Below are 13247 nucleotides of genomic sequence, written 5' to 3' on the forward strand. Positions count from 1 at the left end.
GAGAATGGCATCCCTTACTGTGGCCCTTCAATTTCCTTATCGATAACGGTGCGGTTTATGTCCGATGAAGTGCGGCTTGTCGTCATCATCAATACCCAGCCTGGGCGGGGTGCGGACCAGTTGGCCGCCTTTGCCGGACTGGCGCCGCTGGTGCGGGCCGAAGCGGGTTGCATCCAGTACGACCTGCACCCGGTTGACGGCAACAGCGACAGTTTTGTGTTGATCGAGACGTGGGCTTCAAAGGCGGCGCTCAAGGATCACCACGCGGCCCCTCACATGCTGGAAGCCGCCAAGCACAACCCGACATTCCGTGCGGGCCCCGCCAACGTACTGGTGCTGGAACCCGCCGTCCAGACGCCCTGACTTCAATCCGGCGGCTCCAGGGTTTATCATCGGCCCTTCATTTTTTGCTGCCCGGAAAGATCTCGATGTTGTTTACAAGGACTGTCATGGCGAGCGCACTGCTCGCCGCTCTGGCCACCCCGGCCCAGGCGTCCAACCTGGACCTGACCTACGAGGCGCCGGTCCTCAGCGCCGTACCTCTAACGCCCCAGGCTGAGCCCAAGCCGCGCTTCCCGGTCAAAAGCGTTGCGCCGGTGACCGTGGAAAACAGCTGCACCGGCCGCGAGTGCACCTACGAAGGCGACATCAGCCTGCCCCGTGAGGAGCAGACTGTGCGGCGGTTTTCCATCGGTATTCAATAAAACCAACGGGCGCCTCAGACAATCTCGTACCGAGGTGCCGGCTTACCCGTCTGCGTTGCCGCAAACAACGCACCCCGCGCCGCGTCATAGGTATCCCACAACGAACCATCGGCCACCGACGGCCAGGTGATCGTCTCACCCTGGTCAAGCCCGGCCAACGCCGCGTCCACCAGATGTTCGGTGGTCATGATCGACTCTTGTTGCAGGGCGGAAAGCGGAATGCCCGACTCGTCCCAGATCTCGGTAGCGGTAGACCCCGGCAACACGATCTGCACCTTCACCCCGGTTTCCGCCAGTTCCGATTGCAAGCCACGGCTGAACGCCAGGACATAGCTCTTGGTGCCGCTGTACACGGAGCTGACAGGCAGCGAGTGCACGGCCAACACCGACGCCACGTTGATGATCACACCTTCATTGCGCACGAGCATGCCCGGCAACGCCGCGTGGGTCAGGCGGGTGAGGGCGGTGATGTTCAAGGCGATCTGGGTCATGGAGTCCTCGACCGAGGATTGAGCCAGCGGGTGCAGGCGCGCCAGGCCAGCGTTATTCACTAGCACGTGGATTGCCGGGTTGCTGGCGAGCAGGCTTTCGACACGGGCGAGGTCGGCGGGGTTAACCAGGTCGGCACCGAGGGTCTGGACCTGCCGCCCGTGGGCTTGAGTGATCTTCGCCGCCAGGGCTTTGAGGCGGTCTTCGCGACGGGCGACCAATATCAAATCGTAGCCGCGAGCGGCCAATCGGTCGGCATACACAGCGCCAATACCGGAAGACGCGCCAGTGATGAGGGCAATTTTTGTGGAAGCGGGGGTCGACATGAACGGCTCCAATAGATGAGTACTCAACCAATATTGTTGAGGGCTCAAGTTATAGGCTTGGCGTTTGTCCTTGTCAATGGTTTAGTACTCAATCATTCTAGGGGCATAGAGGAGCTGAAAATGCCAACTGAGAAGACTGACAAGCCTGATGCTCGCGCCGACCTTTTGAATCTGCTGGGGGACGTGGCGTGCACCAACAACGCACTGCGCCGCGCCGCCAGGCGGCTGGGGCAGCTGTATGACGAAGCACTGGCACCGATTGGCCTGAAGGCCACACAGGTCGGCTTGCTGGGTGAAATCACCCGGCTGGCGGCGGTCGATGAACATGGGGGCCCGACGTTGCAGGAGCTGGCCGGACGCCTGGCGATCCTGATGTCGGCGTTGACCCATGCCATGAAGCCGCTGGTGCGCGACGGGATTGTCGAGCTACGTCCGGACGCGTTGGACAAGCGCACCAAACGCTGTGTGCTCACGCCCAAGGGCGAAGCGCTGTTCAATGAGGCGTTGGTGTTCTGGGCGTCTGCCAACAACCGGGTGGAGGAGGTGCTGGGGCATGATTCGGCGGCGCAGTTGCGCGGCATGGCAGACCATGTGGCCTCCGAAGCGTTTTTGGCGGACTACAACAGCCGCTCCGCGCAGGCATAAGCCAGATCCTTTCGTTATTAGACAGACGCCGTTCGCGCATCCGATGCTGGGCCCCTCTCGATCAGGGGCTTTCCATGACCACTCCACGCCAACTGAAACTGGGCGCGTTCATGCGCCCGGTCAGCATCCACACCGGCGCCTGGCGCTATCCCGGCGCTTACCGTGACGCCAACTTCAACTTCACGCACCTCAAGCAGTTTGCCCAAACCCTGGAGAAGGCGCGTTTTGATGCCTTCTTCATGGCCGACCACCTGGCCTTGCTTAACATGCCCATCGACGCGTTGAAGCGCAGCCACACCGCCACGTCATTCGAACCGTTCACCTTGTTGTCGGCCCTCAGCCAGGCCACCGAGCACATCGGCCTGGTGGCCACGGCCTCGACCACCTACGACGAACCGTTCCACATCGCCCGTCGCTTCGCATCCCTGGATCACTTGAGCAATGGTCGCGCCGGCTGGAACATTGTCACCACGGCCAACCCGGATGCCGCGCAGAATTTTGGCCTGGAACAGGCCTACGATCACGACGAGCGCTACGCCCGTGCGCGGGAGTTCTACGATGTGGTCACCGGGCTCTGGGACAGTTGGGCCGATGACGCCTTCATCCGCGATGCCGACAGTGGCGTGTACTTCGACCCGGACAAACTGCACACCCTCAATCATCAAGGCCGCTACCTTAACGTGCGTGGCCCGCTGCATATTGCGCGGCCGGTGCAGGGCTGGCCGGTGATCGTGCAGGCCGGTGCCTCGGAGCCCGGGCGTCAACTGGCGGCGGAAACCGCCGAGGTGATTTTTGTCGCGCCGGGCACGTTGGAGGAGGGGCGTAAATTCTATGCCGATATCAAACGCCGGATGCTGGCGGTCGGTCGGCATCCCGACCACCTGAAGATTTTGCCCGGGGCGTTTGTGGTGGTCGGCGATACGCTGGAAGACGCGCGGCGGATTCGTGCACACCTCGACAGCCTGGTGCATTACGAAAGCGCGATTGCCTCGCTGTCGATAGCGCTGGGTACCGACGCGACCAAGTTTGATCCCGACCAATACCTCCCGGCGATTCCCCAAACCAACGCCAGCCAAAGCTCCCGCGAACGAGTACTGGCGCTGGCTGACCGCGAGCAGTTGACGGTGCGCCAATTGGCCCAACGCCTTGGCGGGTATGCCGGCTTGTCGTTTGTCGGCACGGCCCACAGCATTGCCGACGAGATGCAGCAGTGGCTGGAAGAAGAGGGCAGCGATGGCTTCAACATCATGTTCCCGTGGCTGCCGGGCGGGCTTGATGATTTTGTCGCCAAAGTGGTGCCTGAATTACAGGGGCGCGGGATCTTCCGGCGGGAGTACGAAGGCTCTACCCTGCGGGAAAACCTCGGACTGCCGCGTCCGGAAAACCGGTATTTTCACGCTGGTTAGATCGTTTATTTCCTTATGATTGGAGCCCATTCCCCAATCGCATATCCATCACGCCGGTTCGGCCCTGATAACGGAGCGGGTCGGCGTGATCGCAGCATAAAGTCTGTCATCACGGAATTGTCGGCTGTCTCGCTCCGATAAACCCCCATGCAACGTCCATTTCTGCTGCTGGGCCAGCGCCTTGCGCCGTTGCGCCGCATCTCTAGAATCGGCCCCAGAACTTACTCATTTCCTGTCGATTACGGAGTTTCGAACATGATGAACGCCATGCAGATGCCAATGAACAACGCGATGCCTATGATGCCGATGATGGGCATGCCGATGATGATGGCCACCATGACCTGCACGATGACCGACGAGGCCATGATGTGCACCATGAAGCCGGCCGCTGGCATGGACATGGCGATGTTCAAGAACAACGCCGAAATGATGGCGATGATGATGAACTGCGGCATGCCGATGATGATGCAGTGCGCCAACATGTCGATGATGTGCATGTCGCAAGACGGCATGGCGATGATGAACAGCATGTCGACCATGAACATGCCGATGATGATGCCGATGGGCATGCCTATGCCGATGATGAAGTGCGTCATGGAATGCAAGATGGAAGCCGACTGCATGACCTGCAAGATGATGCCGATGCCAGGCATGAGCATGGACATGATGAACAACTGCTGCATGCTGATGATGAAGATGATGAGCGACTGCGCCATGCCGATGATGATGAGCTGCAACGGCATGCCGATGATGTGCTGCACCTGCTGATTCGTTTGGCGTGAAACCAGAAAGCCCCGGCGAGTGCCGGGTTTTTTTGCGTTTCAGTCCAGGCGCTCCGGATAAGTGATCACCAGGAACGCCACCGCCTCACTGTCCGCCGGGTTTCGATAGCGGTGGGGCTGGTCGGCGTAGAACAGGATCGAGTCACCGGTGGACAGCAGGTAGCGTTCCTCGTTGACGCTGACTTCCAGCACGCCCTGGGCCACCACCAGGTTTTCCTGGATTCCCGGCCCGTGACCTTCAGAAACTTCTTCGCCAAGTGCCTTCAAGCGGATCTCGTAGAACTCTGACTGGCGCGCCATATCGTAGGGAAACAGCGCACGGCTGATGAAGCTGCCGTCGGCACTCACCAAGCGTTTGCTCTGTTGTGCCGGCAGCAGTTCGACCCCTTCGAACGCACGGTTTTCCAGGAAGGCCGCCACCGAGACTTTCAAGCCCTTGGCAATCTTGCACAGCACCTTGATCGACGGCACGCTGCGCCCGGATTCAATCTGCGCCAGCATCGCCCGACTTACGCCGCAGTTGCGCGCCAGGGCGTCCAGCGACAGGTAGCGTTTACTGCGCAGGCGTTGCAGGTTCTGCGCGACGCACTGGCCGATGGCGTCGTCGTCGCCGCTGTTGCAATCCTTGGGTTTGGAGGGGAGGTCGGGCACTTCGGGAAGCGCGTGCAGGAAATTCATTGCCTCACGCCCGGCGGGTATCGCTGGAGGTGGTGACGTGTGCGGTAAACACCGCGACCCCGGCCCGCGCCGCGTACATCGCCCACATCAGTTCAGCCGCTGCGCGTGCCTGGCGGCGTTTGCGGTGGAGGGTGAAATCGATGACGGTGGCGGATGTTTGCATGACGTAAATCTCTGGGGACTCAATGGCCCTACATTAATCCTTGCTGCTTATTTCCATAAATACTGAGTTTGCATTTGGTAATTCGATTTTGGACTTAACGCCGATTGGCGCCTGTACGTCCATCAGTGGTGACCCGCCGGGCTTCACAGGCTTCCCACCACAGACCTTGTGCCGGGCCGAGTCCGTCGCAAAAACGAATTCCAAGGATTTACCCTCATGCCCCCCGCGTTTCCGTTCACCGCCCGAAAAGCCTGGCCCTTGCTGGGTTTTGGCGCCGCTCTTAGCTTCAGCCCGGTCACCCAGGCCCAAGACACGCTGCAACTGTCACCCGTCGAGGTCAGCAGCGCCGAACTCAGCGCTGATGAACTGGCCCAGGTCCAGCTCAAGAGCGTGCCCGGCGCCACCAACTACATCGACATGGGCAGCGTCGAGCAAGGGCGAGTGAGCACCAACGAGGACGTGTTCAAGTACCAGGCCGGCGTGTACGCCAAGGCCGCGAACAACGAAGGGGTGAAGCTTTCCATCCGTGGCTCGGGCATCAACCGTGGCCCCGGCGCCCACGCGTCCGGCCTGTACGAAACCTTCGACGGTCTGCCGCTGACCGGCCCGGGCGGCACGCCCTACGAACTCAAGGACCCGTTGTGGCTCAGCCGCGTTGAAGTGCTGCGCGGCGCCAATGGTTTTGACCAGGGCGCATTGGCCCTCGGTGGTGCGGTCAACTACGTCACCCACACCGGCTACGACGCCCCCAAGCTGCAAGTGCGCTACGAAGCTGGCAGCCATGGCTACGCCCAACGGGAAATCAGTTCGGGGCAGGTGCTGGGGGATGCCGACTACTACATCAGCCTCACCGATTCGCACTACGACGGCTTCCAGGACCACAGCTCCGGCAGCGGCAAAGGCATGGCTGCCAACTTTGGCTACCGCTTCAACCCTGACCTGGAAACCCGCTTCTACTTCCGCTACCGCGAAACCGACAACGATTCCCCCGGCAAGCTGACCCGTGACCAGATCAGCCATGACCCACGCGCCGCCGCCAGCCTCAACGTGGCGCGGGACTCCAAGCGCCTGCAACCGGGCTCGACCTGGATTGCCAACAAAACCACCCTGCACCTGGACGACAACGCCCGGGTCGAGGTCGGGCTGGCGTATCACGACTACCCGATGGACCTGCGCGAAGGCACCAACCGTCTCAAGGTCGCCTACACCGACGTCAGCGGCACCGTGAACTACATCCGCCAGGACACGTTGTTCGGGCGCGACAGCAAGACCACTATCGGTTTGCGCACGACTCAGGCGATGCCAAATAACGGCGGCTCGGAATTCGTACGGATCCCGACCGGCAATACCGCCATTTATGCACCCGGCACCAAGACCCGCGACTACAGCTACCTGGGTTCCGACACCGTGCTGCATATCGGCAACGACCTGGAACTGGTACCGGACCTTTGGCTGACCACCGGGCTGGCGGCGATCTACACCCGCCGTGAAACCGAAGTCAGCTATCCGCAAACCCACACGCCGGTCAGCCAGCACGATTGGGATTACGCGCCACGGGTTGGCTTGCGTTATGACTTCAGCCCGCAACTGCAGGTGTATGGCAACCTGAGCCGCTCGGTTGAGCCGCCTCATGCATGGTCGATGATCTGGGGCTCAAACAAGTACTTCCCGGCCGACAGCGGCCCGGCGAGCGGGTTGCAGCGCGAAGGCGTAAAGCTGAAAAACCAGACCGCAACCACCCTGGAAATCGGCGGTCGCGGTGAAGAGTGGTTCGGCCAATGGGACCTGGCGCTGTACCGTTCCGAGGTGCGCCACGAACTGCTCAGCGTCGAAACTCAAGCCGCGACCTCCACCACCTCTGCAATCATCGCCGAGTCCAACGCCAGCCCCACGGTGCACCAAGGCGTGGAACTGAGCCTGATCAGCCCGCTGTGGGATGGCGGCCGCACCGGCCAGTTAGCCCTGCGCCAGGCCTACACCTACAGCGACTTCCATTACCGCAACGACGACCGCTTCGGCGACAACACCTTGCCCGGCATCCCCAAGCACTACTATCAGGCGCAGTTGCGCTACAGCCATCCGAGCGGTTTCTACACCAGCCTCAATGGCGAGCACTCGTCGCGGGTCGCGGTGGACTACGCCAATTCCTACTACGCGGCGGCCTACACGCTGCTCGGTGCGACGGTCGGGTATGACGCGCCGAAGCACGACTGGCAAGCCTGGGTCGACCTGCGCAACCTGACCAACCAGCGCTACGCCAACACGATCACGCCGGGTTATGACGACAAAGGGCTGGACGTTGCGCGGTCGACGCCGGGGGATGGCATGGGCGTTTACACCGGGGTGTCCTGGAGCTGGCGTTAAGCCGAGCAACGCCACTGTAGGAGCGAGCTTGCTCGCGAAAAACGCAAAGACACCGCGTTCATTCAGGATGCCAGCGTTATCGTTGAGGTCCTTCGCGAGCAAGCTCGCTCCTACATAAAACACAATCCACTTAACGGATCGATTTAACGTGCGTTTTTTTGATTTTATCTCTGGTTTTTTTGTAACAATTACGTGTATAAGATAAAGCCTGCTCAAATGAAAGATGCTTTTTCATAAGCAGTTAGTTCCTTGCGCCACGGGTGCGGGCACTTAAGCGAGTACGCACATGGAATGTCGCCGTACCCGCAAAAAAACAGTTATCCAGCACTGCACAGTATTCACCGGATAACTGCCAGCAATCGACTTGATAGTGTTGTTATTTAATCTATCGGGATCAATTGCGTCCGTTTTATCCCTTTAAGCTTAATTAATCTGTTGTAAATGGAGTATTACCATGCAAAGGAAAGCACCGTTCAAATACCTGGCGTTGTTGTGGGTGCCGCTGATGGCAGGCTGTATCAGCACCCAGCCTACACAGGCACCGGAGCGCGCCGTACAGGCGCCGCTCGAGCAGGCCGTCACGGTCGATAATTGTTCCCAGGGTTGCCCCTCCGGCGGTGGACCGCTGACATTGAATCGCCAGGCCTACACCCTCAACAACAATGCATCGACCAAGTTCGCCAACTGGGTGGCCTACCGGATCACCAAGTCCACACCGGCCAGCGGGCGCCCGCGTAATTGGCACACCGATCCGGACATTCCGGCGGGTGAAACCCTTGATCCTGTTGACTACAACGGCGCCAACGTGGCGCTGAAGGTCGATCGTGGGCACCAGGCAAACCTGGCGTCGATGGCCGGCGTCTCCGATTGGCAGACCCTCAATTACCTGTCGAATATCACCCCGCAAAAGGCTGATTTGAACCAGGGCCCGTGGGCACGCCTGGAGGATCAGGAGCGCACCCTGAGCCAGGACGCCGCAGTGGACGAGGTGTACGTGATGACCGGCCCGCTGTATGAGAAATTCATCGGCACCTTGCCGGGGACCAATAAAGTCCACACGATCCCCAGTGGCTACTGGAAGATTGTTTCTGTCGGCAAGTCGCCCCAAGACGGACTTTATGCCTCGTTCATCATGAATCAGGAAGCGCCCAAGGGGGCTAACTTCTGTGACTATCGCGCGACGGTCGAACAGATTGAACAGCGTTCCGGGCTGACATTCTGGAGTGAGTTGCCACAGGCGGTACAAACTGCACTTAAATCGAAACAAGGACAACTGCCGCAGCGGATTGGCTGTAAGTAACCGCCACACGCTACACCCCCGTTCTTAATTGTCATGCGTCCATTAAGTTGGCAGGTCGCAAGTGCCTGTCGACTATTGCTTGTTCTAACTAAATGAAGTGTTAGTACGTCTGTTAAAAGGTAGTTGTTATCTACCTGCATCCCGCTCACCACCCATCACCCATGATGGCTTCGATCGGTGAGCCTCTTGCTCCCCCTCCGTTTTACTGTCATCGTTCGCGCAATTGGTAATCTTTCTTGTTTGAGAAATTTTTGCGCATGCATGACTTTCCTGTAGCTGAGGGTGATATAGCCCGTCGCCAGCAGACCATCGCCACCCTCTACAGCGACCACCATTCCTGGTTGCACGGTTGGCTGCGCAAGAAACTCGGCTGCTCACAACATGCCGCCGACCTGGCCCACGACGCATTTATCCGCATTCTGCTACTGGCCGAACCCCATACCATCAAGGAACCAAGGGCTTTCCTGGCGACGACGGCCGGGCGCTTGATGATTGACGGCGCGCGTCGGCGGCGTATCGAGAAGGCCTACATGGAAGCCCTGGCGATTCAAAGCGAAGACGCCGGCATGCCGGATCCGGCGGCAATTCATGTGGCACTCCAGGCCCTGGAACGAATCGCCGAGATGCTCACCGGCTTGCCCGCCAAGGCCCGCGAAGCCTTCCTGCTCAGCCGCCTCGACGGGCTGACCTACAGCGAAATCGCCGCACACCTGCAGGTGTCCCCCAGCACCGTGAAGAACTACATCTCCAGCGCACTGGTGCACTGCTATCACACCCTGCACGGGGCGGACCCGCTGTCGTGAGTTCCGAGCAGATCATCAGTGAAGCCGCCCGCTGGCTGACGTTGTTGCACGACGATCACGTGACCGAGGCCGACCGCGCCGCATTCGATGCTTGGTGCCAGGCCGACCCACGGCATGCCGTCGCCATCGAGCGCATGCGCAGCCTGTGGGGCAGCCTCGACGCATTGCCCGCCGCCCCGGCGCGCCTTGCCCTGAACCGCGCGTTTGCCCCGCAAAAACCAAGGTTTGCCGCCCGTGGTACTCAGGCCGTCGCGCTGTTGGGTGTGTTGCTGTGCGGCTGGGCGGGAATTGAGCGGATGCCGGTGTGGATGGCCGACCAGCGCACCAGCATCGGCGAACGGCGTCAGGTGGCACTGACCGACGGCAGCCAGGTGCAGCTCAACAGCAACTCGGCCCTGGACGTGAAGTTCGACGGCCACCAACGGGTGATCGAACTGTTGCAGGGCGAGATGTGGGTCGAGGTGGCCAAGGACGCGCAACGGCCGTTCGTGGTGCATACCGACCAGGGCACGGCCACGGCGTTGGGCACGCGGTTCCTGGTGCGCAAAGCCGAGGACGGCTCGACCGTAGTCACCGTGATCGAGTCCACCGTGGCCGTCAAAGGCACCCGCGCAGGCGACGTGAAAGTGCCGGCAGGGCAGAAGTCCATACTCAAGGACGGACACGCCAGCAACCCGCAACCCATCGGCAATGCCGACCCGGACGCTTGGACCCGCGGCCTGCTCAAGGTCGACGACCAACCCCTGAGCGAGGTGCTGCAAACCCTCGCCGGTTATCGGCACGGGCTGGTGCGCTTTGATCCGCAGGCGCTGCAAGGGATGCGCGTGTCGGGGGTGTTCAAGCTCGACGACACCGGCGCGGCCCTGGCTTCACTGGCGGATAACTTGCCGATCAAGGTGGAGTACTTCACCGATTTGGTGGTGGTTATCAAGCCCCGGTAAAAAGTCTGAATAAAAACTGCTCTCATTCATACCCGATTTTCCGACATGGCCGTCATGACTAATAGAACCCCCATTTCCCAGGACTTCTCATGTCGCGCCTTGCTCGTCCCTTAAAGCCACTGGCCCTTTCAGTGGCGATGGCTTTTGCCGCCTTACCCCTGCTGACCGTTCAAGCGTCCTTCGCGGCTGAAAGCGCCGCGTTTTCCATTCCGGCCGGTGACCTGAGCCAGGCCCTCAACAGCCTCGCCGAGCAGGCGGGCCTGGTATTGGCCTTTGATTCGAGCCTGACTCGCGGCAAACGCAGCAATGGCCTGAACGGGCAGTACAGCACCGACGCCGCCCTGGCCCAATTGTTGGCTGGCAGCGGCTTGCAAGCCCTGAAGATCGCCGACGACCGCTACCGCCTCGAAGCCATCCCGCAAACCGACGGCGCCATGGAACTGCAGGCCACCACCATCAGCGGTGCGTACCAATCGGAAAGCCCCACCGGCCCGGTGTCTGGCTATGTGGCCACCCGCAGCCTGTCGGGCACCAAGACCGACACCGCGCTGATCGAAACCCCGCAGTCGATCTCCGTGGTCACCAAAGACCAGATGCGCGCGCAGAACGCCGAGAGCCTCAACCAGATCCTGCGCTACAGCGCCGCCGTGATCCCGGAAACCCGAGGTTCCACCGCCTCACGCCTCGACCAGTTGACCATCCGTGGCTTCGCCCCGGCGACCTACCTCGACGGCCTGCGCATGCCTTCGAGCCGGGATGCCTTGCCGCAAAAAGACGCCTTTGACCTGGAGCGCGTCGAAGTGCTGCGCGGGCCGGCGTCGGTGCTGTACGGGCAGGGCACACCCAGTGGTGTGATCAACATGGTCAGCAAGCGCCCGCTGGACACGCCGTTCCATGAAGTCGGCGTCGAGTACGGCACCTTCAACAAGAAGCGCACCAGCTTTGACCTGAGCGGCCCGCTGGACGATCAAGGCGTGTATTCCTACCGTGTCGCCGGCCTGTTCGACGATGCCGACGGCCAGATCGAGCACACCGAAACCCGTCGCCAATCCCTGTCTACGGCCTTCACCTGGCGCCCGGACGACAGTACTTCGCTGACCTTGCTCGGACATTTCCAGAAGGACCCCAAGGGCGCGTCCTACGGTTCGATGCCGGCCTGGGGCTCGGTGTTGCACAGCCCCACCGGGCGCAAGATCGACGTGGATTTCTACGACGGCGAGAAAAGCTTCGAGAAGAGTGACCGCGAGTATTACTCCATCGGCTACGCCTTCGAACATCACTTCAACGATGTCTGGACCGTGCGCCAGAACGCGCGCTACCTGCGCAGCGAAGGGCAGTACCGCAGCCTCTATAGCAACTACCTGGAGAGCGATTACCGCACCATCCGGCGCTCGACTATCGCCAGCGACGTGAACATTGACGCCTATGCCCTCGACAACCAGTTGCAGGCCAAATTCGACACCGGCCCGTTGCAGCACACCGTGCTGATGGGCGCCGATTACCAGAACACCAGCACCGACACCAAGTCGGGCAGCGGCGTGTACACAGCAGGTCCTACGCTGGATATTTTCGACCCGGTCTACGGCGCGGCCGTGCCGGTACCGGCCTACACCAGCGACGCCACCTCGCGCAGCGAGCAGACTGGCGTGTACCTGCAAGAGCAGATGAAGTGGGACAAGTGGGTGTTGTTGATGGGCGGGCGTTATGACTGGGCCAGCACCGACAACAGCACCTTGGCCATGACGACCCAGAAGAAGACCAAATCCAGCCAGGACAGCAAAGCCTTTACGGGCCGCTTGGGCCTGGTCTACCTGTTCGATAATGGCTTGGCGCCGTATGTCAGCTATTCGGAATCCTTCCAGCCGCAATCCGGCACGGGCTATGGCGGCTCGACGTTCCAGCCGACTGAAGGCAAGCAGACCGAAATCGGCATCAAGTACCAACCGCCGGGCAGCAACAGCTTTATCACCGCCGCCATTTTCGACCTGCGCCAGACCAACGTGCCGACACTGGATCCGGACGCTTCCCACCTGTGCAACGGCTCGCGCTGCCAGATCCAGGACGGTGAAGTGCAATCCCGTGGGTTTGAGCTCGAAGGCAAGGCCAGCCTGAACGACAACCTGGATATCACCGCGGCCTACGCCTACCTGGATAACCGCATCAGCAAGTCCAACAACACCGTGCGTTATGCGCCCATCAGTGACATCGGTGTCGGTCCGGCTGTGGCTGCCGAAGGTACTACTACCTACGCCGTACCACGTCATACCGCGTCGGCCTGGGCGGATTACACCCTGCATGACGGCACGCTGAAGGGCTTCGGCGTGGGGGCCGGTGCGCGGTATGTCGGTTCGTCATGGGGCGATACCGCCAACACCTTGAAGGTGCCGGGTTACACCTTGTTCGATGCAGCGGTGCACTACGACATCCCGCACATCAATCGCCAGGGTGACAACCTGCGCCTGGCGGTGAACGCCACCAACCTGGCGAATAAAGAGTACGTCGCGTCCTGCTATTCCTACTCGTGGTGCTGGTATGGCTCACAGCGCACCGTGCAGGCCAGCGCGACCTACCAGTGGTAAACACCCATCTACTGTAGGAGCGAGCTTGCTCGCGAAGAACCTGAGAGCAGCGCGCTAAGCCAGGCAC

General features: G+C 60.8%; 13 protein-coding genes. 9 read left to right on the forward strand and 4 right to left on the reverse strand.

Translation table 11 applies throughout. From position 1 onward, the window contains the following. Positions 1-57: 57 nt before the first annotated feature. Together SNL23_RS18365 and SNL23_RS18370 are read left to right on the forward strand one after the other, a co-directional pair. Positions 58-363: a putative quinol monooxygenase gene (locus SNL23_RS18365; RefSeq protein ID WP_167663339.1), complete on the forward strand. Its 306-nt coding sequence runs from the start codon at positions 58-60 to the stop codon at positions 361-363. Positions 364-449: 86 nt separating this feature from the next. After that, a complete protein-coding gene (locus tag SNL23_RS18370; protein WP_318303033.1) occupies positions 450-704 on the forward strand; it encodes a hypothetical protein in 255 nt (84 codons plus the stop codon). Positions 705-718: 14 nt separating this feature from the next. On the opposite strand, the gene SNL23_RS18375 is transcribed toward SNL23_RS18370, so the two are convergent. Continuing rightward, a complete protein-coding gene (locus tag SNL23_RS18375) occupies positions 719-1519 on the reverse strand; it encodes an SDR family NAD(P)-dependent oxidoreductase (RefSeq protein WP_318303034.1) in 801 nt (266 codons plus the stop codon). 120 nt (positions 1520-1639) lie between these two features. On the opposite strand from SNL23_RS18375, the gene SNL23_RS18380 reads away from it, so the two are divergent. Then, the gene (locus SNL23_RS18380) at positions 1640-2164 is read left to right on the forward strand and encodes a MarR family winged helix-turn-helix transcriptional regulator (RefSeq protein WP_167663336.1); all 525 of its coding nucleotides are present in this window, start codon (positions 1640-1642) and stop codon (positions 2162-2164) included. A 74-nt stretch (positions 2165-2238) separates the two neighbouring features. Continuing rightward, the gene (locus SNL23_RS18385) at positions 2239-3570 is read left to right on the forward strand and encodes an LLM class flavin-dependent oxidoreductase (protein ID WP_318303035.1); all 1332 of its coding nucleotides are present in this window, start codon (positions 2239-2241) and stop codon (positions 3568-3570) included. Positions 3571-3809: 239 nt separating this feature from the next. Here SNL23_RS18385 and SNL23_RS18390 read toward each other — a convergent pair whose 3' ends face one another. From SNL23_RS18390 to SNL23_RS18400, 3 genes are read right to left on the reverse strand one after another with little or no spacing between them, the layout of a single operon-like run. After that, positions 3810-4331: a hypothetical protein gene (locus tag SNL23_RS18390; protein WP_178124253.1), complete on the reverse strand. Its 522-nt coding sequence runs from the start codon at positions 4329-4331 to the stop codon at positions 3810-3812. A 60-nt stretch (positions 4332-4391) separates the two neighbouring features. Then, positions 4392-5030 carry a helix-turn-helix domain-containing protein gene (locus SNL23_RS18395; RefSeq protein ID WP_076016824.1) on the reverse strand — a complete coding sequence of 213 codons (639 nt, stop codon included), beginning with the start codon at positions 5028-5030 and terminating at the stop codon, positions 4392-4394. A 4-nt stretch (positions 5031-5034) separates the two neighbouring features. Then, complete coding sequence (locus SNL23_RS18400; RefSeq protein ID WP_167410161.1) at positions 5035-5193, reverse strand: hypothetical protein; 159 nt, start codon at positions 5191-5193, stop codon at positions 5035-5037. 216 nt (positions 5194-5409) lie between these two features. Here SNL23_RS18400 and SNL23_RS18405 point away from each other — a divergent pair, with 216 nt between their 5' ends. The 5 genes from SNL23_RS18405 (at position 5410) to SNL23_RS18425 (ending at position 13180) form a co-directional block, all read left to right on the forward strand. Beyond that, positions 5410-7557 carry a TonB-dependent receptor family protein gene (locus SNL23_RS18405; RefSeq protein WP_318303036.1) on the forward strand — a complete coding sequence of 716 codons (2148 nt, stop codon included), beginning with the start codon at positions 5410-5412 and terminating at the stop codon, positions 7555-7557. Positions 7558-8011: 454 nt separating this feature from the next. After that, complete coding sequence (locus SNL23_RS18410) at positions 8012-8857, forward strand: DNA/RNA non-specific endonuclease (RefSeq protein ID WP_318303037.1); 846 nt, start codon at positions 8012-8014, stop codon at positions 8855-8857. A 257-nt stretch (positions 8858-9114) separates the two neighbouring features. Further along, positions 9115-9660 (forward strand): sigma-70 family RNA polymerase sigma factor, encoded by a 546-nt coding sequence (locus tag SNL23_RS18415; protein ID WP_318303038.1) that lies wholly within the window; start codon positions 9115-9117, stop codon positions 9658-9660. Then, positions 9657-10601, forward strand: coding sequence for a FecR family protein (locus SNL23_RS18420; protein WP_076016829.1), 945 nt, complete (start codon positions 9657-9659; stop codon positions 10599-10601). The genes SNL23_RS18415 and SNL23_RS18420 overlap by 4 nt, the downstream gene beginning before the upstream one ends. 89 nt (positions 10602-10690) lie before the next feature. Continuing rightward, positions 10691-13180: a TonB-dependent siderophore receptor gene (locus SNL23_RS18425; protein WP_318303039.1), complete on the forward strand. Its 2490-nt coding sequence runs from the start codon at positions 10691-10693 to the stop codon at positions 13178-13180. The last annotated feature ends 67 nt before the right edge of the window (positions 13181-13247 follow it).

Origin of the sequence: Pseudomonas sp. SED1, assembly GCF_034044025.1 — a bacterium.
In the GTDB taxonomy this organism is placed as follows: domain Bacteria; phylum Pseudomonadota; class Gammaproteobacteria; order Pseudomonadales; family Pseudomonadaceae; genus Aquipseudomonas.

Excerpts from the sequence above, each read along its gene's own strand:
- SNL23_RS18365 (WP_167663339.1), top strand. The coding sequence starts at position 58 with ATGTCCGATGAAGTGCGGCTTGTCGTCATCATCAATACCCAGCCTGGG.
- SNL23_RS18370 (WP_318303033.1), top strand. The coding sequence starts at position 450 with ATGGCGAGCGCACTGCTCGCCGCTCTGGCCACCCCGGCCCAGGCGTCC.
- SNL23_RS18375 (WP_318303034.1), bottom strand. The coding sequence starts at position 1,519 with ATGTCGACCCCCGCTTCCACAAAAATTGCCCTCATCACTGGCGCGTCT.
- SNL23_RS18380 (WP_167663336.1), top strand. The coding sequence starts at position 1,640 with ATGCCAACTGAGAAGACTGACAAGCCTGATGCTCGCGCCGACCTTTTG.
- SNL23_RS18385 (WP_318303035.1), top strand. The coding sequence starts at position 2,239 with ATGACCACTCCACGCCAACTGAAACTGGGCGCGTTCATGCGCCCGGTC.
- SNL23_RS18395 (WP_076016824.1), bottom strand. The coding sequence starts at position 5,030 with ATGAATTTCCTGCACGCGCTTCCCGAAGTGCCCGACCTCCCCTCCAAA.
- SNL23_RS18400 (WP_167410161.1), bottom strand. The coding sequence starts at position 5,193 with ATGCAAACATCCGCCACCGTCATCGATTTCACCCTCCACCGCAAACGC.
- SNL23_RS18405 (WP_318303036.1), top strand. The coding sequence starts at position 5,410 with ATGCCCCCCGCGTTTCCGTTCACCGCCCGAAAAGCCTGGCCCTTGCTG.
- SNL23_RS18410 (WP_318303037.1), top strand. The coding sequence starts at position 8,012 with ATGCAAAGGAAAGCACCGTTCAAATACCTGGCGTTGTTGTGGGTGCCG.
- SNL23_RS18415 (WP_318303038.1), top strand. The coding sequence starts at position 9,115 with ATGCATGACTTTCCTGTAGCTGAGGGTGATATAGCCCGTCGCCAGCAG.
- SNL23_RS18425 (WP_318303039.1), top strand. The coding sequence starts at position 10,691 with ATGTCGCGCCTTGCTCGTCCCTTAAAGCCACTGGCCCTTTCAGTGGCG.